The 20,864-nt window shown below is 60.4% G+C and carries 22 protein-coding genes; 16 read left to right on the forward strand and 6 right to left on the reverse strand.

Features of this window, described 5'->3' with window-relative positions; translation table 11 throughout:
* Window positions 1–64 precede the first annotated feature (64 nt).
* Window positions 65–529, forward strand: coding sequence for a CopD family protein (locus ACM6JQ_RS21045; protein WP_414894630.1), 465 nt, complete (start codon window positions 65–67; stop codon window positions 527–529).
* A 208-nt stretch (window positions 530–737) separates the two neighbouring features.
* Here the strand turns inward: ACM6JQ_RS21045 and ACM6JQ_RS21050 are convergent, their stop codons facing one another.
* The 4 genes from ACM6JQ_RS21050 to ACM6JQ_RS21065 all read right to left on the reverse strand — a co-directional run bounded on the left by ACM6JQ_RS21050 (window position 738) and on the right by ACM6JQ_RS21065 (window position 3,443).
* Entirely contained in the window at window positions 738–1,496 is a 759-nt protein-coding gene (locus tag ACM6JQ_RS21050) for a hypothetical protein (RefSeq protein ID WP_007918591.1), read from the reverse strand.
* Window positions 1,489–1,770, reverse strand: a complete 282-nt coding sequence (locus tag ACM6JQ_RS21055) for a DUF1145 domain-containing protein (protein WP_038358130.1) — start codon at window positions 1,768–1,770, stop codon at window positions 1,489–1,491. Before ACM6JQ_RS21055 ends, ACM6JQ_RS21050 begins: the two co-directional genes overlap by 8 nt.
* Before the next feature lie 163 nt (window positions 1,771–1,933).
* The gene (locus ACM6JQ_RS21060) at window positions 1,934–2,656 is read right to left on the reverse strand and encodes an OmpA family protein (protein ID WP_007918595.1); all 723 of its coding nucleotides are present in this window, start codon (window positions 2,654–2,656) and stop codon (window positions 1,934–1,936) included.
* 91 nt (window positions 2,657–2,747) lie between these two features.
* Window positions 2,748–3,443, reverse strand: a complete 696-nt coding sequence (locus ACM6JQ_RS21065) for an OmpA family protein (RefSeq protein WP_007918596.1) — start codon at window positions 3,441–3,443, stop codon at window positions 2,748–2,750.
* A 199-nt stretch (window positions 3,444–3,642) separates the two neighbouring features.
* Between ACM6JQ_RS21065 and ACM6JQ_RS21070 the strand changes: the two genes are divergently transcribed.
* The 4 genes from ACM6JQ_RS21070 (at window position 3,643) to ACM6JQ_RS21085 (ending at window position 5,441) form a co-directional block, all read left to right on the forward strand.
* The gene (locus tag ACM6JQ_RS21070) at window positions 3,643–4,140 is read left to right on the forward strand and encodes a DUF6231 family protein (protein ID WP_095113856.1); all 498 of its coding nucleotides are present in this window, start codon (window positions 3,643–3,645) and stop codon (window positions 4,138–4,140) included.
* 4 nt (window positions 4,141–4,144) lie between these two features.
* A complete protein-coding gene (locus ACM6JQ_RS21075; protein ID WP_007918599.1) occupies window positions 4,145–4,621 on the forward strand; it encodes a YchJ family protein in 477 nt (158 codons plus the stop codon).
* 122 nt (window positions 4,622–4,743) lie between these two features.
* Window positions 4,744–5,238 carry an LEA type 2 family protein gene (locus ACM6JQ_RS21080; RefSeq protein ID WP_095113857.1) on the forward strand — a complete coding sequence of 165 codons (495 nt, stop codon included), beginning with the start codon at window positions 4,744–4,746 and terminating at the stop codon, window positions 5,236–5,238.
* The gene (locus tag ACM6JQ_RS21085) at window positions 5,235–5,441 is read left to right on the forward strand and encodes an SEC-C metal-binding domain-containing protein (RefSeq protein ID WP_007918601.1); all 207 of its coding nucleotides are present in this window, start codon (window positions 5,235–5,237) and stop codon (window positions 5,439–5,441) included. The genes ACM6JQ_RS21080 and ACM6JQ_RS21085 overlap by 4 nt, the downstream gene beginning before the upstream one ends.
* Before the next feature lie 148 nt (window positions 5,442–5,589).
* Here the strand turns inward: ACM6JQ_RS21085 and ACM6JQ_RS21090 are convergent, their stop codons facing one another.
* Window positions 5,590–6,147 carry a cysteine hydrolase family protein gene (locus ACM6JQ_RS21090; RefSeq protein ID WP_095113858.1) on the reverse strand — a complete coding sequence of 186 codons (558 nt, stop codon included), beginning with the start codon at window positions 6,145–6,147 and terminating at the stop codon, window positions 5,590–5,592.
* Between the two features lie 146 nt (window positions 6,148–6,293).
* Between ACM6JQ_RS21090 and ACM6JQ_RS21095 the strand changes: the two genes are divergently transcribed.
* The 11 genes from ACM6JQ_RS21095 to pdeM all read left to right on the forward strand — a co-directional run bounded on the left by ACM6JQ_RS21095 (window position 6,294) and on the right by pdeM (window position 20,582).
* Window positions 6,294–6,938 carry a glutathione binding-like protein gene (locus ACM6JQ_RS21095; RefSeq protein WP_095113859.1) on the forward strand — a complete coding sequence of 215 codons (645 nt, stop codon included), beginning with the start codon at window positions 6,294–6,296 and terminating at the stop codon, window positions 6,936–6,938.
* A 225-nt stretch (window positions 6,939–7,163) separates the two neighbouring features.
* Window positions 7,164–9,614 (forward strand): penicillin acylase family protein, encoded by a 2,451-nt coding sequence (locus tag ACM6JQ_RS21100; RefSeq protein ID WP_414894631.1) that lies wholly within the window; start codon window positions 7,164–7,166, stop codon window positions 9,612–9,614.
* A gap of 412 nt (window positions 9,615–10,026) precedes the next feature.
* Window positions 10,027–11,061 (forward strand): ligase-associated DNA damage response exonuclease, encoded by a 1,035-nt coding sequence (locus ACM6JQ_RS21105; RefSeq protein ID WP_414894632.1) that lies wholly within the window; start codon window positions 10,027–10,029, stop codon window positions 11,059–11,061.
* Window positions 11,058–12,746 (forward strand): ATP-dependent DNA ligase, encoded by a 1,689-nt coding sequence (locus ACM6JQ_RS21110; protein ID WP_414894633.1) that lies wholly within the window; start codon window positions 11,058–11,060, stop codon window positions 12,744–12,746. Before ACM6JQ_RS21105 ends, ACM6JQ_RS21110 begins: the two co-directional genes overlap by 4 nt.
* Before the next feature lie 325 nt (window positions 12,747–13,071).
* Window positions 13,072–13,854 (forward strand): transporter substrate-binding domain-containing protein, encoded by a 783-nt coding sequence (locus ACM6JQ_RS21115; RefSeq protein ID WP_414894634.1) that lies wholly within the window; start codon window positions 13,072–13,074, stop codon window positions 13,852–13,854.
* 56 nt (window positions 13,855–13,910) lie between these two features.
* Window positions 13,911–14,639 (forward strand): ABC transporter permease, encoded by a 729-nt coding sequence (locus ACM6JQ_RS21120; RefSeq protein ID WP_007918609.1) that lies wholly within the window; start codon window positions 13,911–13,913, stop codon window positions 14,637–14,639.
* On the forward strand, window positions 14,636–15,346 hold the full coding sequence (locus tag ACM6JQ_RS21125; RefSeq protein ID WP_007918610.1) for an ABC transporter permease: 711 nt from the start codon (window positions 14,636–14,638) through the stop codon (window positions 15,344–15,346). Before ACM6JQ_RS21120 ends, ACM6JQ_RS21125 begins: the two co-directional genes overlap by 4 nt.
* Window positions 15,347–15,358: 12 nt before the next feature.
* Window positions 15,359–16,477, forward strand: coding sequence for a succinylglutamate desuccinylase/aspartoacylase family protein (locus tag ACM6JQ_RS21130; RefSeq protein WP_095113861.1), 1,119 nt, complete (start codon window positions 15,359–15,361; stop codon window positions 16,475–16,477).
* Window positions 16,478–16,490: 13 nt separating this feature from the next.
* A complete protein-coding gene (locus ACM6JQ_RS21135; protein ID WP_007918612.1) occupies window positions 16,491–17,255 on the forward strand; it encodes an ABC transporter ATP-binding protein in 765 nt (254 codons plus the stop codon).
* A gap of 184 nt (window positions 17,256–17,439) precedes the next feature.
* Entirely contained in the window at window positions 17,440–19,929 is a 2,490-nt protein-coding gene (locus ACM6JQ_RS21140; protein ID WP_414894635.1) for a ligase-associated DNA damage response DEXH box helicase, read from the forward strand.
* Window positions 19,926–20,582 (forward strand): ligase-associated DNA damage response endonuclease PdeM, encoded by a 657-nt coding sequence (gene pdeM / locus ACM6JQ_RS21145; protein WP_007918614.1) that lies wholly within the window; start codon window positions 19,926–19,928, stop codon window positions 20,580–20,582. The genes ACM6JQ_RS21140 and pdeM overlap by 4 nt, the downstream gene beginning before the upstream one ends.
* 46 nt (window positions 20,583–20,628) lie before the next feature.
* Here the strand turns inward: pdeM and ACM6JQ_RS21150 are convergent, their stop codons facing one another.
* Window positions 20,629–20,838 (reverse strand): hypothetical protein, encoded by a 210-nt coding sequence (locus tag ACM6JQ_RS21150; RefSeq protein WP_007918615.1) that lies wholly within the window; start codon window positions 20,836–20,838, stop codon window positions 20,629–20,631.
* Window positions 20,839–20,864: the final 26 nt, after the last annotated feature.

Below are 20,864 nucleotides of genomic sequence, written 5' to 3' on the forward strand. Positions count from 1 at the left end.
CAGTGGTTTGGATCGGCGGCTATCATACCCCGCGAATCGATCCTGCGCAGAACGGAGTAACCCAATGACACTTTTTAGCCTCGTCTACCCGCTGCATGTCTTGTCCGCCCTGGTCTGGGTCGGCGGCATGTTTTTCGCCTGGATGGTCCTGCGCCCGGCGGCTGTGAAGGCCCTCGACGGCCCAGCCCGCCTGACCTTGTGGGTGGAAGTGTTTCAGGTTTTTTTTCGTTGGGTCTGGGTTGCGGTGATCCTGTTGCCGATCAGCGGTGTGGGCATGTTGCATTTGCAGCAGGTCGGCTTTGAGACCGCGCCGAAATATGTGCAGGTGATGATGGGCTTGTATGTGGTGATGACGGCGCTGTTTATCCGCATTCAGGGGCTGATGCTGCCGGAGTTGCGTACGGCGGTGGACGCGAAGGACTGGCCGGCGGGTGCGGCGGTGCTGGGGCGGATTCGCCGGGTGGTGGGGCTTAATCTGATTGTCGGGTTGGTGTTGGTGGCGATTGCGGCGGCAAGACCGATGATCTGAAAATCAAAAGCCCCTCACCCTAGCCCTCTCCCGGAGGGAGAGGGGACTGAATGGGGGATATTGAAGAGTTACGCCGACCTGAAGGATTAGCTTTGAATCCTTAATCGACACGGTTTTTCAGGTCGATGGATAGCCTGAGTCACCTCGGTCGGCCCCCTCTCCCTCCGGGAGAGGGCTGGGCGGGCGGCGTTCCGATGAGGGTCTGCCTTTAAAGGCGCTGCACAGTCACAGCCCCCGCCGCCCCCACTGGCCCAGGCTGTCCATCCGCCCCGGCCTTGCCGTTCTTGCCGCCATCGGCGCGATACACCAGGCAGCCCTTGGACTTGCCACCCTTCCCTGCTTTGCCGCCAACACCCGCCGGACCGCCAGCACCGCCCGCGACATTGACCTTGATCAGCTCGGCCGGAAACTCGCGCGGTACTTCAAGGCGCACCAGCGCTCCCGGTGCACCCGGTTGGCCGTCGCTGCCGTTACTGCCATCAAAACCGTGCCCGGCCGAACCGTAGGTGCAGCCCGGGTCTTCGCCATTACCGCCATCGAGGCCGACAAACCCCGGCGCACCGGTGCCGCCACGGGCATCGACCAACAGTTGCGGCGCGTTCAAAGCCTTGAATTGCAGATTCAGATTGCGCCCGGCACGGGCGGCTTTCTCATAAGTCCCCGGTGCACCCCGTGCAGTAATCCGGCTGCCATCGCTCAGCTCTGCACGAGCTACCTTCATCTCCAAAGCGTTCTCGCTCGGAACGATCGCGATACGGGCTTCATGGCCAAGACGCAACTCGCCCACGGTCAGTTCGGTCACGTTGGCAGGAATCAGCAACGTGCCGTAATCGGCCACTTCGAGTTTTTCCAGCTGCAACGTGCTGGCGGTGTTGGGCAAACGCATCAGCGAGTTGGTTTCAACGCTGACCACTTGGGCACAGGCCAATGGGCTGATAAATGCAGCGAGCAGGCAAAGTTTACGCATGGGAAGAAGCCTCCGGAGCGGCCGGGGCCGGGATGGATTGCAAGTGGAATACGCCGAACAGCAGGATGCGGCCACGGTCACGCCAAGGGTGCGGACGGCCTTTGAGGCTGCGATTGCACAGCAGCACTTCGAGTAGATGAATCAGCAACAGCAGGCCGCCGGCCAGATTGACCAGCAGATGCAGCGGATGTACGAACGGCACCAGCTGATTGGCCAGCACCACGCAGCAGAACAGCAGGGTCAACAACCGCCCCAGCCCCCAGAACACTTTCATACGCTCCCCCGTGTTGCGAATTATTCTTTGGGCGCACAGTAACGGCTTCTGCGGGGGATAAGCCAGAGGCACAAATGAAAAAACTTCGCCGCGCCGCCAAATGGCTGCCGGAACGACTTTGATAATCGTCCGGCAGCTCTAGCCTGCGCCCTACAGAGGCGTCCTAGCGATTGATATGCAACTCCACGCGACGGTTCTGCGCGCGCCCTTCATCGGTGGCGTTATCGGCCACCGGTTCACTTTCTCCGCGCCCTTCGCTGGTGAGCTTGTTCGGCGCCAGCCCCTGACTCAGCAGATACGCCGCCACACTACTCGCCCGCCGTTCCGACAAGGCCTGGTTGTAGGCATCCGAACCTTTGCTGTCGGTGTGACCAATGACCTTGATGCTGACCACGTCGGCATTGCGCAGCTTGTCCATCAGCGTATCGAGCTGGGCTTTCGCCGCCGGGGTCAGGTCGGATTTGTCGAAATCGAACAGCACGTTACCGGCATCGCTGAGGGTGATGACTTCAGTTTGCGGCGCAGGCTCCGGCACTTTTTCCGTGACCGGGTATTGCGGTAGCGGGCAACCACGGTGATCGACCGGGGTATTTTCCGGGGTGTCCGGGCAACGGTCGCGGCGGTCGAACACGCCGTCGCCGTCTTCATCGCCGTCCTGGGCATAACAGATCAGTCCGCCGGTAAGAATCCCCAGCGCTGCGCCGCCACCGGCCCAGCCGCCACTTTCAATGGCGCCGAGACCGCCACCGACCAGCCCGCCGATAAGGCTGCAGATCGGCCACGTACGTTGATTGAGGGGTGCAGTGCCATCGCTGTGGGTGGCGCAACCGGTGAGCAAGCTGCCAAGCAGTAGCACCGGCAAGACGGACCTTGAGAAAACAGTCATTGTGAAAGCTCCTGTGTCACCGGCCCATACCGGTTACACAGGAGTAAAGACCCGCATCCGCGACTGCACAAGCCGCGGATGCGAGAGGGGCTTAACGCTGGATTTTGATTTCGGTACGACGGTTTTGCGCGCGACCGTCAGCGGTTTTGTTGTCGGCCACTGGCTGGCTTTCACCCAGACCGGACACCGAAACGAAGCTGGCGCGTGGCACACCTTGCTGGATCAGGTAATCCACCACCGAATGCGCACGACGATCCGACAGTTTTTTGTTGTAGGCATCGCTGCCCACGCTGTCGGTATGACCGGTCACGGTAAGTTGCGCCGTCGAGGATTCCTGTTTCAGGCGGGTGGCGACCTTGTCGAGCACTTGCTTGTCAGGGCCGGTCAGCGTCGCTTTGTCGAACTGGAAGTGCACATCACGGATGACAATGGTTTCTTCCTTGACCACTACCGCTTCTTCAACCACCGGCGCAGGGGCTGGTGGAGGGCAACCGTCAGCGTCGACCTGTACGCCTTTAGGCGTGCCCGGGCACTTGTCGCGACTGTCCGGCACACCGTCGCCGTCTTCGTCGCCATCACCGTGAACCCAGCAATAGGCCGCTGCCGTGCCGCCGACCAGCAACGCACCGTAGCCGGCCCACGCCGAACTTTCGGTCGCGCCGAGACCGGCACCGACAACACCACCGACCGCCGCACAGGTCGGCCAGTCGGTTTTCTGTAAACCTGCGCAACCAGTCAACACACTGGTTAGCAGAATCAAAGGTAATGCTGTCCGAACTATGCTCATCTGGTTTTCTCCTGAGGGATCGGCTTAAAACCGATTCAGGGAGTAAAGACCGGAGTTTTAATCTCCGCCAGCAATAGGCCACCGCTGTTTGCGAGCCTGTTCACAGGACTTCGGCACATTTGCCGCAAACGGGCGGAACAGGGCTCTTTGCCCGCACCGTCAGGCAGGCTAGTCTTGGCGGTCTGATTGAGGAGCTTTGATGAACGTCGCCATTTCTTCCCGCACGCCGCAACAGGCGCTGGCCGCTTTGCTGGATCGCTACGCCCCGGCGCGTCTGCTGCTGATCGGCGCCAGTGAGTTTCCGGCCTTGAGCGCTTTTAAACAGGCGCATCCAGACACCACCGTGGCCCATGCCGCGCCGGGCCCATTGCCTGCTGAACTGGCGGCGCAGCGTTTCGACCTGGCGCTGGTGGTCGATTGTCTGGAACATTTGCCCAAACGCGATGGCCTGAACCTGTTGGGCGGGATTCGCAATCTCAACGCCAGCCGCATCGCCGTGCTGGCAGACCTGTCAGCCAGCGGCTGGCAGGAAACCGACTTCTATTCGCTGGCGCTGCAAGCCAGTGAACGTTTTCAACGCGACGATCAAGTGCTGACACTGTTCACCTATGATCTGCTTGACTACAAACAAGTCCCCGACTGGCTCAACTCACGGTTCTGGGCCAATCCGGAAAACTTCGGGAAATACTGGTGGTAATGCAATGAGTACAGCCATTTGCCCGTGCGGCAGCGGCAATCTGCTGGAGGCCTGCTGCGGCCACTATCACGACGGCCACCCGGCGCCGTGCGCCGAAGCGCTGATGCGTTCGCGCTACAGCGCCTATGTGCTGGGTTTGATCGATTATCTGGTGGCGACCACCCTGCCTGCTCAGCAAGCGGGACTGGATCGCCAGTCGATCAGTAACTGGAGCGCGCAGAGCACCTGGCTTGGCCTTGAGGTCGAGAGTTCGGAAGTGCTCGGCGGTCAGCCAGAACACGCCTTCGTCACTTTCACCGCGCGCTGGCACGATGATCAGGGTGAGCACAGCCACCGCGAGCGCTCCTCGTTCGTGCAGAACGCCGGGCGCTGGTACTTCATTGATCCGACGGTGCAGTTGAAGCTGGGGCGCAACGACAGTTGCCCGTGCGCCAGTGGGCAGAAATTCAAGAAGTGCTGTGCAGGGTATTTCGGCGCTTGAGGTTGAAGATCAAAAGATCGCAGCCTGCGGCAGCTCCTACACAGGATTTGCGTTTCCCCTGTAGGAGCTGCCGCAGGCTGCGATCTTTTAGCGTCTAGACTGGCACCAAAGGGAGTTAAACCATGCTCGGTCGTCGGCGCACCTGCCAATGCTTCATTCTGATGCTGATGCTCAATCTCGGCGGTTGCGCGTCGTGGTTCAGCGATGACAGCGTCGATCCCGCCGTGCATCTGGTCAAAGTCGAAGTGGTGCGCGCCAAACTGCTCGAACAGAAATTCATCCTGCACTTTCGCATCGACAACCCCAACGACAGCGACCTGACCGTGCGCGGCCTGGACTACCGCATTCATCTGGCCGACATGCTGCTGGCCGAAGGCGAGCATGAACACTGGTTTACGGTCGGGCCGAAACGCAGTGCCTACTTCAAGGTGCCGATCCGCACCAACCTGTGGCCGAAGGTAAAAGACGTGGTGAAAATGCTGAAAAATCCGAATCAGCAGATTCCCTATCGTTTGCAGGGTGAGATGGAAACCGGTTTATTCATCGCTCACTACGTGCACCTTGAGCGCAATGGCGTGATAATCCCCGCCGATTTAATTCCGGAGCAACACCGATGACTCAGCAACCTCATGTCCATGGCCCTGACTGCAACCACGATCATGATCATGACCATCACGATCATGACCACGGCCACGTTCACGGCCCGAACTGCGGCCACGCCCACCAGGAACCGGTGCGCAACGCCCTGAAAGACGTCGGTCGCAACGACCCTTGCCCATGCGGCAACGGCAAGAAATTCAAGAAGTGCCACGGCGCTTGATGCTCGGGGCGAAGACCCTCTTCGCCTGACAGACCGCTTTCGCGAGCAGGCTCGCTCCCACAGTCAATCGAGTTCCTTCAGTTGGAATACGGCCCACTGTGGCAGCGAGCCTGCTAGCGAAGGGGCCGGCACATACGACGAAATTTTTTCAGCCAGCCTTTAGAATCTGCGCAGCACTGACCACCGTCGCATACTCCCCGTGCAAATTCCCCAGCGACATCCCGTGCACCTCTTCAGCGGTACGCAGCGTGCCGAAATAGTCGGCCTTGTCGAAGGTGAAACAGGCATCCTCCGCGACCCACGCATCGAACCCCAGATTGCCCGCCGTGCGCGCCGTGGATTCCACGGAGTTGTTCGTCGCCACGCCAACAATGATCAACTGCCCGATCCCCGCCTCACGCAACCGCGCCTCTAACCCGCTAGCACAAAACGCATCGGGCACCTGTTTCTGAATCAGCCATTCACCGTCCTGCGGCAAAAACCGCTGCTGAAACTCCACCCCCTCCTGTTCCGGCCAAAATACCGAATCCGGCTCGCGCGACAAATGCTGCACATGCACCACCGGCCGACCGCTACGCCGCCAAAGCCCCAGCAGATCAAGGATTCGCTCCTCCGCCTGAGGATTATTCCTTCGCCCCAAACGCGGTTGCAGGATGCCTTTTTGCTGGTCGATGATGATCAGTGCAGCGTTGGCCTGAAGCTCCATGGCGATTTTTCTCACGCGGGGTCATTGAATTCTGCGCAGTTCAGCATCACCTCTTCCTACTAAGCAAGCTATCGAACGCACACGGGACGACCTGACGCCGGCGTTTGCTGTCCGCACACACGTCCATTTCTGCTTTGGAGTTTTCCATGATCGATCTGTATTACTGGACCACCCCCAACGGCCACAAGATCTCCCTGTTCCTTGAAGAAGCCGGCCTGCCGTACAACGTCCATCCGATCAATATCAGCCAGGGTGAGCAGTTCCAGCCGCACTTTCTGAAAATCGCGCCGAACAACCGCATTCCGGCCATCGTCGATCATGAACCGGCCGATGGTGGCGAGCCGCTGTCGCTGTTCGAATCCGGGGCGATTCTTTTGTATCTGGCGGAGAAAACCGGAAAGTTTCTGCCCAAGGACCTGCGCGGTCGACAAACGGCGCTGCAATGGCTGTTCTGGCAGATGGGCGGACTGGGGCCGATGGCCGGACAGAATCACCATTTCAGCCAGTTCGCACCGGAAAAAATCCCCTATGCAATCAAGCGCTACATTGATGAGACGGCGCGGCTGTATGGCGTATTGAACAAACAACTGGCCGATAACGAATTCGTCGCCGGCAGCGAATACAGCATTGCCGACATGGCGATTTATCCGTGGATCGTCTCGCACAAATGGCAGAGTCAGAATCTCGAAGACTTCCCCCATGTGCAGCGCTGGTTCAACCACATCAAGGATCGCCCAGCGACAGTGAAGGCCTACGCGCTGGTGCAGAAAATCAATCCACCGAAGTCCTGAATCGCCGTGATTCTGATCGTTCCCACGCTCAGCGTGGGAATGCAGCCCGGGACGCTCCGCGTCCCTTCAAAGCCGAACGCGGAGCGTCCGTTGAGGCATTCCTTTGCTGCGCGCTGAAACGATCGTCGAGAACTGAAGAAATAACTCTGTCGCCCGCTTGCGCGGCACCCTCCTGCTCACTAACGTAGCGCCTTTACTGACGCTACCCCCCGCAGGAGCTTTGCCATGGCCTCGCCAGCCCTCACACATTTTCTTCCCCGGTTCGGCGTTGCCGCAGCAGTGGCCGGTGTTTTGGGCCTGTCCGGTTGCCAGACCTGGAACGCTCAGGACACCCTCCCGCCGACCTCCGGCGTGCAACCGCTCAAGGGCCTGGCGCAGAACGTGTCGGTACGCCGCAATGCCATGGGCATGCCGTTGATCGAAAGTAATACTTTCCACGACGCGCTGTTCAGCCTCGGCTATGTGCACGCCAGCGACCGCATCAACCAGATGGTCACCTTGCGCCTGCTCGCTCAGGGCCGTCTAGCGGAAATGTCCGGCGCGTCGATGCTCGACGCCGACCGCTACATGCGCGCGGTCAATCTGAAGAAAAGCGCCGGCGAGCTGTACAAAGCCTCGTCGCCACGCCTCAAGCGTTTCTTCGAAGTCTATGCGCGGGGTGTCAACGCCTACCTGTTCCGCTACGCCGACAAGTTGCCGGGCGATCTCGCCTCCAGCGGTTACAAGCCTGAATACTGGAAGCCGGAAGATTCGGCACTGATTTTCGCCCTGCTGAATTTCAGCCAGTCGGCCAACCTGCCGGAAGAAATTGAATCCTTGGTGCTCGCGCAAACCGTGACCAGCGACAAACTGGCCTGGCTGACGCCGTCCGCGCCGGACGAAAACCTGCCACTGGCCGAGGCCGACAAGCTGCAAGGCCTCAAGCTCAACGGGCAAATCCCCGGTCTGACCGAGCTGAGCAACGCCAGCCAGCAACTGTCGGCGCTGAACCTGCTGGGCACCACGTCTTCAAACAACTGGGCGATCGCCCCGCAACGCAGCCGCAGCGGCAAGAGCCTGCTGGCCAGCGACGCCCATGGGCCGCTGGCCGCGCCGTCGCTGTGGAGCTTCGTGCAGATCCGCGCGCCGAAATATCAGGCGGCGGGCGTCACCGTCGCCGGTTTGCCGCTGGTCCTCGGTGGCTTCAACGGCAAAGTGGCGTGGAGCACGACCAGCGTGCTCGGCGATAACCAGGATCTGTTCCTGGAAAAAATCCGTCGCCAGGGCAGCAGCCTGACCTACGAGGTCAACGGCAAATGGCAACCGCTGGGCGTGCGCAACGAAACCTACTTCGTCAAAGGCCAGCGGCCGATTCGCGAAGCGGTGTACGAAACCCGTCACGGCGCGTTGCTCAACAGCGCTCAAGCGGCGGCGCAAGGCAGCGGTTTCGGTCTGGCCTTGCAAACCCCGAGCTTCACTGACGATAAATCGCTGGACGCATTTTTTGACCTGACCCGCGCGCAAACCGTTGAACGCGCTTCCGACGCCAGCCGTGAAATCCGCGCCATCGCCCTGAATCTGGTATTCGCCGATGCGAGCAACATTGGCTGGCAAGTCACCGGGCGTTTCCCCAATCGGCGTGAAGGCGAAGGTTTGCTGCCATCGCCGGGCTGGGAAGGTCGCTATGACTGGGACGGTTACGCCGACCCGATGCTGCACCCGTACGATCAGGACCCGGCACAAGGCTGGCTCGGCACCGCCAACCAACGCGTGATTCCACACGGTTACGGCATGCAGTTGTCGAACTCCTGGGCGGCGCCGGAGCGTGGCGAGCGTCTGGCGGAGCTGGCCGGCAGCGGCAAGCACGACAGCCGTAGCGTGATCGCCATGCAATACGACCAGACCACCACCTTCGCCGCCAAGTTGAAGAAAGTCTTCGAAGCACCGGGCATGAAACAACCGCTGAAACAGGCGATTGACGCTCTGCCGGAAGCGGATCGCAGCAAGGCGCGTGAAGCGTTCACGCGGTTGATGGCGTTCGACGGCAAGCTCAGCCCGACCTCGGCGGATGCGGCGATCTATGAGTTGTTCCTGCAGGAAAGCATGAAGCAGATCTTCCTTGACGAACTCGGCCCGGAATCGAGCCCGGCGTGGAAAGCGTTTATTGCCAATGGTGATTTGTCCTACGCAGCGCAGGCCGATCATCTGTTGGGACGCGAAGACAGTCCGTTCTGGGATGACATTCGCACGCCGCAGAAAGAGGATAAAGCGCTGATTCTTGCCCGTAGCTTCGCGGCGGCGATCAGCGCTGGCGACAGTCAGTTGGGCGGCGATCACCGGGCCTGGCAGTGGGGCAAATTGCACAGCTATGCGTGGAAGAACAGCAATGGACAGATCGTGCGCGGGCCTCTGGCGGCGGGTGGCGATCACACCACGTTGAACACTTCCGCGTTTGCCTGGGGTCAGGATTTCAGCACCACACGTGCGCCGTCGATGCGCTTCATCGTTGACTTCGGTCAGGCTGAGCCGCTGATGGGCCAGAACGGTACGGGACAATCCGGGAATCCGGTCAGCCCGAACTACCTGAACGGGATTGATGCGTGGCTGAAGGGGCAGTACATCGGCTTGCCGATGCAGCCGCAGAACTTTGATCGGGTCTATGGCAAAACCCGCCTGACCCTTACTCCCGGCAAATAAGCTGTAAATCAAGAGCCCCTCACCCTAACCCTCTCCCGGAGGGAGAGGGGACTGATTGGGGGATGCTTGAGTCATACGCCGACCTGAACGTGCACTGCCGAATCCAGAATCAACTCGGTTCGTGCCTTGCCGAATCCGTAATCGACTCGGTCTTACAGGTCGATGTAGCTGGCCAGACACCTCGGTCAACCCCCTCTCCCTCCGGGAGAGGGCTGGGGTGAGGGGCTTTTGATCTGGTCCAGAATCTGTGCTCGACTCGGTTTTTTCAGGTCGATGTCAATCGCCAGACACCTCGGTCGGCCCCCTCTCCCTCTGGGAGAGGGCTGGGGTGAGGGTTGCTCTTCAAAGTCGATAGAACTTCCGGACACGCGCCAACCTCATAGCTAACAAGCCCCCCATTTCTGGTAACGACATGGACCTTGTTATCGCCCGCCCCGAAGGCCTTTATTGCCCTGCGGGAGATTTCTACATTGACCCGTGGCGCCCCGTCGAGCGCTCGGTCATTACCCATGCCCACGGCGATCACGCCCGTACCGGCAACCAGCATTACCTCGCCAGCAGCGCCAGCGAAGGGATTTTGCGCGCGCGTCTGGGGCAAGACATCAACCTGCAAACCCTCGCCTACGGCCAGCGCCTGACGCACCACGGTGTAACCTTGAGCTTTCATCCGGCCGGCCACGTGCTCGGTTCGGCCCAAGTGCGTCTGGAATACGGCGGCGAAGTCTGGGTCGCGTCCGGCGATTACAAGATCGAACCGGACGGCACCTGCGCCCCGTTCGAACCGGTGCGCTGCCACACCTTTATCACCGAATCGACCTTCGGCCTGCCGATCTACCGCTGGCAGCCACAGGCACAGGTGTTCAGCGAGATCAATCAGTGGTGGGCGGCGAATATTGCCGCCGGCAAGGCCAGCGTGTTGTTCTGTTACTCGTTCGGCAAGGCCCAGCGGATTCTCCACGGCATCGATGAATCCCTCGGCCCGATCCTCAGCCACGGTGCGGTCGAACCGCTGAATCGGGTCTACCGCGAGGCTGGTGTGTACCTGCCGCCGACGATCTACGCCGGCGACGTAAAAAAAAGCGATCCGATCATGCGCCAGGCCCTGGTCATCGCTCCGCCCTCGGCCGGAGGCAGCACCTGGATGCGTCGCTTCGGCGAGTTCAGCGACGCGTTCGCCAGCGGCTGGATGCGTTTGCGCGGCACCCGGCGGCGGCGCGGCGTCGATCGTGGTTTCGTGCTTTCCGATCACGCTGACTGGCCCGGCCTGCTCTGGGCCATTGAGCAAACCGGCGCAGAGCGGGTGATGGTCACCCACGGCTCGATCGGCGTGCTCGTGCGGCATCTGCGCGAACAGGGTCTGGATGCCCAGGGTTTCAATACCGAATACGGCGATGACGAAGAAGAAAACCTCGCCACCGAACCGACCATCGCCGAGATGCCAGCATGAGAGCATTCGCCGAGTTGTACGCCGAACTCGACGCGACCACGTCAAGCAACGCCAAACTGGCGGCAATGCAGACTTACTTCGCCCAGGCCGAACCGCATGACGCCGCGTGGGCGGTGTACTTCCTCTCCGGGGGGCGGCCCCGGCAACTGGTGCCGGTCCGAATCCTGCGCGAACTCGCCGTCTCAGTCTCCGGCCTCGAGCCGTGGCTATTCGAGGAAAGCTATCAAGCGGTCGGCGACCTGGCGGAAACCATTTCTCTGGTACTCGCGGAAAACCTGCACAGCTCCGACGCCGGCCTCGCCGAATGGATCGAAGACAAACTCCTGCCGCTGCGCGGTGAAACTCCGGAATACCTCAGCCGACAACTGCCCGCCCTGTGGGCGCAACTGGATCGATCGAGCCTGATGCTGTGCATCAAATTGATCACCGGCAGTTTCCGCGTCGGCGTCTCGAAACTGCTGGTTACCCGCGCCTTGGCGTCGATGGCCGGGCTGGACAGCAAACGCGTGGCGCAGCGTCTGGTCGGCTACACCGACCTGTCCAATCGGCCGAGCGCCGCCAGCTACCTGAAACTGATCGCCCCGGAATCCAGCGATGAGCATGCCCAGCGCGGCGGCCAGCCCTACCCGTTTTTCCTCGCCCACGCCTTGTCGCAACCGGTGGAAGAATTCGAAGCGCTGATCGGCCCGGCCAGCGACTGGCAAATTGAATGGAAATGGGATGGCATCCGTGCACAAGTGGTCAAGCGTGAAGGCCGGCTGTGGATCTGGTCGCGGGGCGAGGAACTGGTGACCGAGCGTTTTCCCGAATTGGAATTGCTGGTACACGGCTTGCCCGACGGCACGGTGATCGACGGCGAAATCGTCGTGTGGAAAAGCACGCATCCGCGTACTGAAGATGCTTTCGATCCGCAATCGACCGAACCTGCGGCGGTGCAACCCTTCGCCTTGCTGCAACAACGCATCGGCCGCAAAACCCTCGACAAGAAAATCCTCGAAGACGTGCCGGTGGTGGTGCTCGCTTACGACTTGCTTGAATGGCAGGACGAAGACTGGCGCAACCAGCCGCAGGCCAAACGTCGCGCGCAACTGGAAGACGTCATCGGCCGCTGTAACAGTCCGGTATTACTGCCCTCACCGGTGCTGACCGGCAGCGACTGGTTCGACCTCGCCCGCCAGCGCGAGTCATCGCGGCGCCTGGGTGTCGAGGGCATGATGCTCAAGGCGCGGGATTCGCTGTACGGCGTCGGCCGCACCAAGGACATGGGCGTGTGGTGGAAATGGAAGGTTGATCCGTTCAGTGTCGATGCCGTGTTGATTTACGCCCAGCGCGGTCATGGTCGGCGCGCCAGTTTGTACAGCGATTACACCTTTGCCGTGTGGGACGGCCCACCCGAGTCCAGCCAACGCGCGCTGGTGCCGTTTGCCAAAGCCTATTCGGGGCTGACCGATGAAGAAATGCGCCAGGTCGACAGCATTGTGCGCAAGACCACGGTGGAGAAATTTGGGCCGGTGAGTAGCGTGAAACCGAGTCTGGTGTTTGAGCTGGGCTTCGAAGGCATCGCCCTGTCGCGGCGGCACAAGAGCGGCATCGCGGTGCGTTTCCCGAGGATGTTGCGCTGGCGGCAGGATAAAACCGTGGAAGAAGCGGATAGCCTCGCGACCTTGCAAGATCTATTGGCCTGACCCCAATCTCCCGGACATTGATCGTTCCCACGCTCCGCGTGGGAATGCAGCCTGGGACGCTCCGCGTCCCCCCAAAAGCCAAACGCGGAGCGTCCGTTGAGGCATTCCTTTGCTGCGCATGGGAACGATCAGCCACAAAACAGTGCATGCTTTCTGCAATGCCCAGTTCCGGGCATTCAAACGCCCTCATCCCTCCGCGCCCAACCTTTTAAAACACTTGTTCGGGACTCTGGTTCGGAAATTGCTACTTTCTATAGGTCGTACGCGTTCCAGTAACAATAATTCTGCGCCACAAGCGCTCATATTGGTTCTTAGGGATTGAATAATGAAAAAAGCATTGCTGACCCTTTCTGCACTGGCGTTGTGCATGGCCGCTGGCTCCGCGCTGGCCAAGGAATACAAAGAGTTGCGCTTTGGCGTTGACCCTTCGTACGCACCGTTCGAGTCGAAAGCGGCCGACGGCAGCCTGGTGGGCTTCGACATCGATCTGGGCAACGCGATCTGCGCCGAACTGAAGGTCAAGTGCAAGTGGGTCGAAAGTGACTTCGACGGCATGATTCCGGGCCTCAAAGCCAACAAATTCGACGGTGTGATCTCGTCGATGACCGTGACCCCGGCCCGCGAAAAAGTCATCGACTTCTCCAGCGAGCTGTTCTCCGGCCCGACCGCTTATGTGTTCAAAAAAGGCTCCGGTATCACCGCAGACGTCGCATCCCTCAAGGGCAAAACCGTCGGCTACGAGCAGGGCACCATTCAAGAAGCCTACGCCAAAGCCGTGCTGGACAAGGCCGGCGTGAAAACCCAGGCCTATCAGAACCAGGATCAGGTGTATTCCGACCTGACCTCTGGCCGTCTCGACGCCGGTATCCAGGACATGCTGCAAGCCGAACTGGGCTTTTTGAAGTCGCCACAGGGTGCCGACTATGACGTCAGCAAGCCAGTCGACAGCGAATTGCTGCCAGCCAAAACCGCTGTCGGTATTAAGAAAGGTAACACTGAGCTGAAAGCGCTTTTAGATAAAGGTATCAAAGCGTTACACGATAACGGCAAATACGCCGAGATTCAAAAGAAACACTTTGGCGATCTGAATCTGTACAGCGGCAAATAATGCCCCGGCACCCATCCTCGATGGGCGCCTTTTCCATCCGCTCAGGTTGCTGATTTATGTTCGAAAACCTCTTACAAAATCTGGGGCTCTCCGCCTTCAGCCTCAAGGGTTTTGGCCCGTTGCTGTTGGAAGGCACCTGGATGACCATCAAATTATCGGCGTTGTCGCTGTTGGTGGCCGTGTTGCTCGGCCTGCTTGGCGCCAGTGCCAAACTGTCAAAAGTCAAACTGGTGCGCCTGCCCGCGCAGCTCTACACCACGCTGATTCGCGGGGTGCCGGATCTGGTGCTGATGCTGCTGATCTTCTACAGCCTGCAGACCTGGCTGACGTCTCTGACCGATTATCTGGAATGGGAATACATCGAAATCGACCCATTCAGCGCCGGGGTGCTGACCCTCGGCTTCATCTATGGTGCGTATTTCACCGAAACCTTCCGTGGCGCGATCCTCGCTGTGCCACGCGGACAGGTTGAAGCGGCCACCGCGTATGGCCTCAAACGCGGCCAGCGCTTTCGCTTCGTGGTGTTTCCGCAAATGATGCGCTTCGCCCTGCCGGGTATCGGCAACAACTGGATGGTGATGCTCAAGGCCACCGCGCTGGTGTCGATCATTGGTCTGGCCGATCTGGTCAAAGCCGCGCAGGACGCCGGTAAAAGCACTTATCAACTGTTCTACTTCCTGGTTCTCGCCGCATTGATCTATCTGCTGATCACCAGTGCCTCGAATTTCATCCTGCGCTGGCTCGAACGTCGCTACGCCGCCGGTGCCCGGGAGGCCGTACGATGATCGAACTTTTGCAGGAATATTGGCGAGCCTTCCTTTATACCGATGGCCAGAACATTACCGGGCTGGCGATGACGATGTGGCTGCTCAGCGCTTCGATCTTCTTCGGTTTCCTGGTGTCGATTCCGCTGTCGATTGCACGGGTTTCGCCGCACTTCTACATTCGCTGGCCGGTGCAGTTTTACACCTACCTGTTCCGTGGCACGCCGTTGTATATCCAGTTGCTGATCTGCTACACCGGGATCTACAGCCTGGCCGCCGTGCGTGCGCAGCCGTTGCTCGACAGTTTCTTTCGCGATGCGATGAACTGCACGATCCTCGCCTTCGCCCTCAACACCTGCGCCTACACCACGGAGATTTTCGCCGGGGCGATCCGCAGCATGAACCACGGCGAGGTCGAAGCGGCCAAGGCTTACGGGCTGACCGGCTGGAAGCTGTATGCCTACGTGATCATGCCGTCGGCGCTGCGCCGTTCGTTGCCGTATTACAGCAACGAAGTGATCCTGATGCTGCACTCGACCACCGTGGCCTTCACCGCGACCATCCCCGACATCCTGAAAGTCGCCCGGGACGCCAACTCGGCGACCTTCCTGACTTTTCAGTCGTTCGGCATCGCCGCGCTGATCTACCTGACCATTACCTTTGCGCTGGTCGGCTTGTTCCGCCTTGCTGAACGCCGATGGCTGGCTTTCCTCGGCCCGACTCACTAGGACACCTTTGCAATGCGCCACCTGATTCATGACTTGCTGGCCCCGCTGCCGGGGACCGCACGACAGATCCACAGCTTCCACTTCGGCCCGGAACAGGCCAAGGGCAAGGTTTACATTCAGTCTTCGCTGCATGCCGACGAATTGCCGGGCATGCTCGTCGCCTGGCATCTCAAACAGCGTCTGGCCGAGCTGGAGGCCGCCGGGCGCCTGCGCAGCGAAATCGTGTTGGTGCCGGTGGCCAACCCGGTCGGCCTCGAACAAGTGCTAATGGACGTGCCGCTGGGCCGTTACGAACTGGAGAGCGGGCAGAACTTCAACCGCTGGTTCGTCGACCTCAGCGAGGAAATCGGCAACGCTATCGAGGGCAGGCTGAATGACGATGCACAGCACAACCTTGAACTGATCCGCAGCCATCTGCGCAATGCCCTCGCCCGCCAGACTGCCAGCACGCAACTGCAATCCCAGCGCCTGATCCTGCAACGGCTGGCCTGTGATGCGGATATGGTGCTCGACTTGCACTGCGACTTCGAATCGGTGGTTCACCTCTACACCACGCCCGAAGCGTGGCCGCAGGTCGAACCGCTGGCGCGCTATATCGAAGCCCAGGCGAGCCTGCTGGCCACTGACTCCGGCGGTCAGTCGTTCGACGAATGCTTCACGCTGCTGTGGTGGCAATTGAAAGAGCGCTTCGGCGAACACTTCGAGATTCCGCTGGGCAGTTTCTCCGTGACCGTCGAGTTGCGCGGCCAGGGTGACGTTACTCATCCGCTCGCCAGCCGCGACTGCCAGGCACTGATCGATTATCTGATCCAGTCCGATGCGATCGTCGGCGAGACCAAACCGCAACCACCGCTGCCGTTCCCCGCCACGCCGCTGGCCGGTGTGGAACCGGTGACCACCCCGGTCGGCGGCCTGCTGGTGTATACCGCCACGGCGGGGCAATACCTCGAAGCCGGGCAGCAGATCGCCGAAATCATCGACCCTATCCACGACCGGGTCACCCCCATTCATTGCACCAGCGCCGGCGTGATGTACGCCCGTTCGCTGCGACGCATGGCCACTGCCGGCATGGTCATCGCCCACGTCGCGGGCGCTGAAGCCTATCGCAGCGGCTACCTACTTTCGCCTTGAGGATGTCTGTCCCATGTACAAACTGACCGTTGAAGGCCTGCACAAAAGCTATGGCGACCATCAGGTGCTCAAAGGCGTTTCGCTCAAGGCCAAGACCGGCGACGTGATCAGCCTGATCGGTGCCAGCGGCTCGGGCAAAAGCACCTTTTTGCGCTGCATCAACTTTCTCGAACAACCCAACGACGGCGCCATGAGCCTCGATGGCCAAGCGATCCGCATGGTCACCGACCGCCACGGCATGCACGTCGCCGATGCCGATGAACTGCAACGTTTGCGCACGCGGCTGGCGATGGTGTTCCAGCATTTCAACCTGTGGAGCCACATGACCGTGCTGGAAAACATCACCATGGCCCCGCGCCGGGTGTTGGGTTGCAGCAAACAGGAAGCCGACGATCGTGCGCGGCGTTATCTGGACAAGGTTGGTTTGCCGGCGCGAGTGGCCGATCAATACCCGGCGTTTCTCTCCGGCGGCCAGCAACAGCGCGTAGCGATTGCCCGGGCGCTGGCGATGGAGCCTGAGGTGATGTTGTTCGATGAACCGACCTCGGCGCTCGATCCGGAATTGGTCGGTGAAGTGTTGAAGGTGATTCAAGGGCTGGCGGAAGAAGGCCGGACTATGATCATGGTGACCCATGAGATGAGCTTCGCTCGTAAGGTTTCCAGCCAGGTGTTGTTTCTGCATCAAGGTCTGGTGGAAGAAGAAGGCGCCCCCGAGGAAGTCCTCGGCAACCCGAAAAGCGAACGCCTCAAACAATTCCTCAGCGGAAACCTCAAGTAGCCCACGTTCCCCTGTAGGAGCTGCCGAAGGCTGCGATCTTTTGATCTTGTTTTGTAGAGATCAAGATCAAGATCAAGATCAAAAGATCGCAGCCTTCGGCAGCTCCTACACGGTCACCCTGATTAAACCTTTCGCCAACTGATGTGGTCACTGGAAGAACACCTCCAGAGCGCGCGCAGCCCGCATGGCGAAATCCTCCGACCTGGCAAAAATCTGGTTCAGCGCCCGCGGCTGGAAGCCGTTCGCCTTTCAGAAAGATGTATGGGCGGCAGTCAAAAAAGGCGAATCCGGCCTGCTCCACGCCAGCACCGGTGCCGGTAAAACCTATGCCGTGTGGTTTGCCGCGCTCAATCGCTTCGCGCGCTCGCAGCCTGCCGTCGAAACACCGCGCAAACGCAAATCACCGGCCGAACCGCTGACCGTGCTGTGGATCACCCCCATGCGCGCCCTCGCCGCCGACACCGCGCGCGCTTTGCAAACACCGGTCGATGACCTGCAGATCCCGTGGAACATCGGTCTGCGCACCGGCGACACCAGCAGCAGCGAGCGCGCCCGCCAGAGCCGACGCCTGCCGACCACGCTGATCACCACCCCGGAAAGCCTGACCCTGCTGCTCGCCCGCGCTGATGCACAGGTAGCGCTGTCGACTCTGCGCATGATCGTCGTCGATGAATGGCACGAACTGCTCGGCAACAAGCGCGGCGTGCAACTGCAACTGGCCCTCGCCCGCCTGCGGCATTGGCAGCCTGAGCTGATCGTCTGGGGCGTCTCGGCCACCCTGGGTAATCAATCCCACGCCGAGCAGGTGCTGATCCCACAGGGCGGCGGCATCAGCATTCAGGGGCAACGCGAAAAAACGCTGAAGGTCGACACCCTCCTCCCACCGGCCATCGAACGTTTTCCCTGGGCCGGGCATATCGGTCTGAAGATGCTGCCGCAGGTCGTTGCCGAACTGGATGCTTGCGCCAGCACCTTGGTCTTCACCAATACGCGGGCGCAATCGGAAATCTGGTATCAGGCGCTGCTGGAGGCACGGCCGGACTGGGCCGGGCTGATCGCGTTGCATCACAGCTCCCTGTCTCGCGAGACTCGCGACTGGGTCGAACAGGCCTTGAAGAACGGGCATTTGAAAGCCGTAGTCTGCACTTCAAGCCTGGACCTGGGCGTGGATTTCCTGCCCGTCGAGCGCGTACTGCAAATCGGCTCGGCCAAAGGTGTCGCGCGCCTGATGCAACGGGCCGGACGCTCGGGCCATGCACCGGGCCGCACGTCGCGGGTGACGCTGGTGCCGACGCACAGCCTTGAGTTGATCGAAGCCGCCGCCGCCCGCGATGCCGTCGAACAACGGCGCATCGAACCACGCCTGTCACCGCACAAACCGCTGGATGTGCTGGTGCAACACTTGGTCAGCATGGCCCTCGGCGGTGGGTTTATTCCTGAAGAGTTGTACGAAGAAGTCCGCGGCGCCTGGGCCTATCGCGACCTGACACCCGCTGACTGGAGCTGGGCGCTTGCTTTCGTACGCCATGGCGGGATGTCTCTGACAGCCTATCCGGATTACCGCCGGGTCGAGCCAGACGAGCACGGCGTCTGGCGCGTACCGGATGCGCGATTGGCGCGGCGCCATCGCATGAGCATCGGCACCATCGTCAGTGACGCGAGCATCCATCTGAAATTCTGGAGCAATGGCGGCGGTGGCAAACAGTTGGGCAGTGTCGAGGAAGGCTTTATCGCGCGGCTCAAACCAGGTGATGGTTTTCTCTTCGCCGGGCGTTTGCTGGAGTTGGTGCGGGTGGAAAACATGACCGCTTACGTCAAACGCAGCACGGCGAAGAAAGCCGCGGTGCCGCGCTGGAATGGCGGGCGGATGCCACTTTCCAACGAGTTGGCCGAAGCCGTGGTCAGGCGCTTCAGTGCCGCCGCGCAGGGTGAGTTTGTCGGCCCGGAAATGCAGGCGTTGCGACCGTTACTGGAAACGCAGATGCACTGGTCTGGCTTGCCCACCGCCGAAAATCTGTTGGCCGAAGTGCTGAAATCCCGCGAAGGCTGGCACCTTTTTCTCTACCCGTTTGCCGGGCGCCAGGTGCATCTGGGGCTGGCGAGCCTGCTGGCCTGGCGTGTCAGCCAGCGCCAGCCCGTGACGTTCTCGATCGCGGTGAACGATTACGGCCTGGAATTGCTCAGCGCCACGCCCGTCGACTGGGCCGAGCATTTGAATACACAACTGTTCAACGCCGATCACCTGTTAAAGGATGTACTGGCCAGCCTCAACGCAGGCGAATTGGCGTTGCGACGCTTCCGAGAAATCGCCCGGATTGCCGGGCTGGTCTTCGCCGGTTACCCCGGTGCGCCGAAAAGCACCCGGCAGGTACAGGCGTCCAGCGGTTTGTTCTTCGAAGTGTTCAAACAATACGACGCCGATAACCTGTTGCTCGCACAGGCCGGGGAAGAAGTCCTACGAGAGGAATTGGATATTCAACGTCTGGAACAGACACTGGAGCACATCAACCGGATGAAACTCGACGTGCATCAGATAAAGCGTCCTACACCCCTGGGGTTTCCACTGCTGGTGGAGCGCATGCGCGAAAGCATGAGTTCAGAGAAACTCGCCGACCGCATCAGACGGATGGTTGGAGACCTGGAAAAATCCGCCGACAAGGGCAAACACCGATGAACGCGCCCTACCCTGTGCGACTGGCGGGTGAAGACCTCTGGTTGCTGCCGGAAAAGGCCCTGTACTGGCCGGCGCAACAGGCCTTGTTGATTGCCGATGTGCATTTCGGTAAAGCCGCCGCCTACCGCAGCCTCGGTCAACCGGTCCCGCAAGGCACTACCGCGAGCAATATTGCAGTGATTGACCGATTGCTGGCGAAAATGCCCTGCCGACAGCTGATATTCCTTGGCGATTTTCTCCACGGACCCGGCTCGCATGCCGTGGGGACTTTGCGCGAACTGGCCGAATGGCGTGCTCGCCATGTTGATCTGCCGATGACACTGATCCGCGGCAATCACGACAAACGGGCGGGCGATCCGCCGGAATCGCTGAATATCCGCGTCGTGCCCGAACCGCTGCTGATCGGGCCATTCGCCCTGCAACATGAACCGGACCCGCATCCTGAACGACACGTACTGGCCGGTCATGTGCATCCGGTCTATCGGTTACATGGCAAGGGCCGCCAAAGCTTGCGCCTGGCGTGTTTCAGACTCAGCGAAGGCATCAGCCTGCTGCCGGCCTTTGGCGCGTTTACCGGGGGATATCCGGTCGAGAAGGAGCAAAGCTGCAGAATTTTCGTCATCGGTGACAACGAAATATGGCCAGTCAGTTGACGTCTTCACAGACCTCATCTGACTGGCCATTGGTTTTCAATGCAGATCAGGCAACCGGTGCCGGTGGCGGCTCGTCTGGAAGGGTCGGTTCGCCCGGCTCGGTCGGTTGTTCGTTGGGGGTATCGGGATCGGGCTGTCCGGGAATTCCGCCGGCCATGCTCAGTGGCGGATGCGCCAACAAGGACCAGGCCAATACGCCAATCTGATTGGGCTCGAGCCTTGCCAGTTCGGCAGTGATTTGCGGATCGATCTTCATAGGGCACTCCTCGCGAAGGCCCGTTT

It is taken from the genome of Pseudomonas sp. IT-232MI5, assembly GCF_949767845.1.
GTDB lineage: Bacteria > Pseudomonadota > Gammaproteobacteria > Pseudomonadales > Pseudomonadaceae > Aquipseudomonas.

Coding starts and splice junctions, on each gene's coding strand:
- ACM6JQ_RS21120 (WP_007918609.1), top strand. CDS start 13,911: ATGTTCGAAAACCTCTTACAAAATCTGGGGCTCTCCGCCTTCAGCCTC.
- ACM6JQ_RS21140 (WP_414894635.1), top strand. CDS start 17,440: ATGGCGAAATCCTCCGACCTGGCAAAAATCTGGTTCAGCGCCCGCGGC.
- ACM6JQ_RS21085 (WP_007918601.1), top strand. CDS start 5,235: ATGACTCAGCAACCTCATGTCCATGGCCCTGACTGCAACCACGATCAT.
- ACM6JQ_RS21125 (WP_007918610.1), top strand. CDS start 14,636: ATGATCGAACTTTTGCAGGAATATTGGCGAGCCTTCCTTTATACCGAT.
- ACM6JQ_RS21110 (WP_414894633.1), top strand. CDS start 11,058: ATGAGAGCATTCGCCGAGTTGTACGCCGAACTCGACGCGACCACGTCA.
- ACM6JQ_RS21065 (WP_007918596.1), bottom strand. CDS start 3,443: ATGAGCATAGTTCGGACAGCATTACCTTTGATTCTGCTAACCAGTGTG.
- ACM6JQ_RS21130 (WP_095113861.1), top strand. CDS start 15,359: ATGCGCCACCTGATTCATGACTTGCTGGCCCCGCTGCCGGGGACCGCA.
- ACM6JQ_RS21055 (WP_038358130.1), bottom strand. CDS start 1,770: ATGAAAGTGTTCTGGGGGCTGGGGCGGTTGTTGACCCTGCTGTTCTGC.
- ACM6JQ_RS21075 (WP_007918599.1), top strand. CDS start 4,145: ATGAGTACAGCCATTTGCCCGTGCGGCAGCGGCAATCTGCTGGAGGCC.
- pdeM (WP_007918614.1), top strand. CDS start 19,926: ATGAACGCGCCCTACCCTGTGCGACTGGCGGGTGAAGACCTCTGGTTG.
- ACM6JQ_RS21135 (WP_007918612.1), top strand. CDS start 16,491: ATGTACAAACTGACCGTTGAAGGCCTGCACAAAAGCTATGGCGACCAT.
- ACM6JQ_RS21100 (WP_414894631.1), top strand. CDS start 7,164: ATGGCCTCGCCAGCCCTCACACATTTTCTTCCCCGGTTCGGCGTTGCC.
- ACM6JQ_RS21150 (WP_007918615.1), bottom strand. CDS start 20,838: ATGAAGATCGATCCGCAAATCACTGCCGAACTGGCAAGGCTCGAGCCC.
- ACM6JQ_RS21115 (WP_414894634.1), top strand. CDS start 13,072: ATGAAAAAAGCATTGCTGACCCTTTCTGCACTGGCGTTGTGCATGGCC.
- ACM6JQ_RS21095 (WP_095113859.1), top strand. CDS start 6,294: ATGATCGATCTGTATTACTGGACCACCCCCAACGGCCACAAGATCTCC.
- ACM6JQ_RS21060 (WP_007918595.1), bottom strand. CDS start 2,656: ATGACTGTTTTCTCAAGGTCCGTCTTGCCGGTGCTACTGCTTGGCAGC.
- ACM6JQ_RS21080 (WP_095113857.1), top strand. CDS start 4,744: ATGCTCGGTCGTCGGCGCACCTGCCAATGCTTCATTCTGATGCTGATG.
- ACM6JQ_RS21105 (WP_414894632.1), top strand. CDS start 10,027: ATGGACCTTGTTATCGCCCGCCCCGAAGGCCTTTATTGCCCTGCGGGA.
- ACM6JQ_RS21045 (WP_414894630.1), top strand. CDS start 65: ATGACACTTTTTAGCCTCGTCTACCCGCTGCATGTCTTGTCCGCCCTG.
- ACM6JQ_RS21070 (WP_095113856.1), top strand. CDS start 3,643: ATGAACGTCGCCATTTCTTCCCGCACGCCGCAACAGGCGCTGGCCGCT.
- ACM6JQ_RS21050 (WP_007918591.1), bottom strand. CDS start 1,496: ATGCGTAAACTTTGCCTGCTCGCTGCATTTATCAGCCCATTGGCCTGT.
- ACM6JQ_RS21090 (WP_095113858.1), bottom strand. CDS start 6,147: ATGGAGCTTCAGGCCAACGCTGCACTGATCATCATCGACCAGCAAAAA.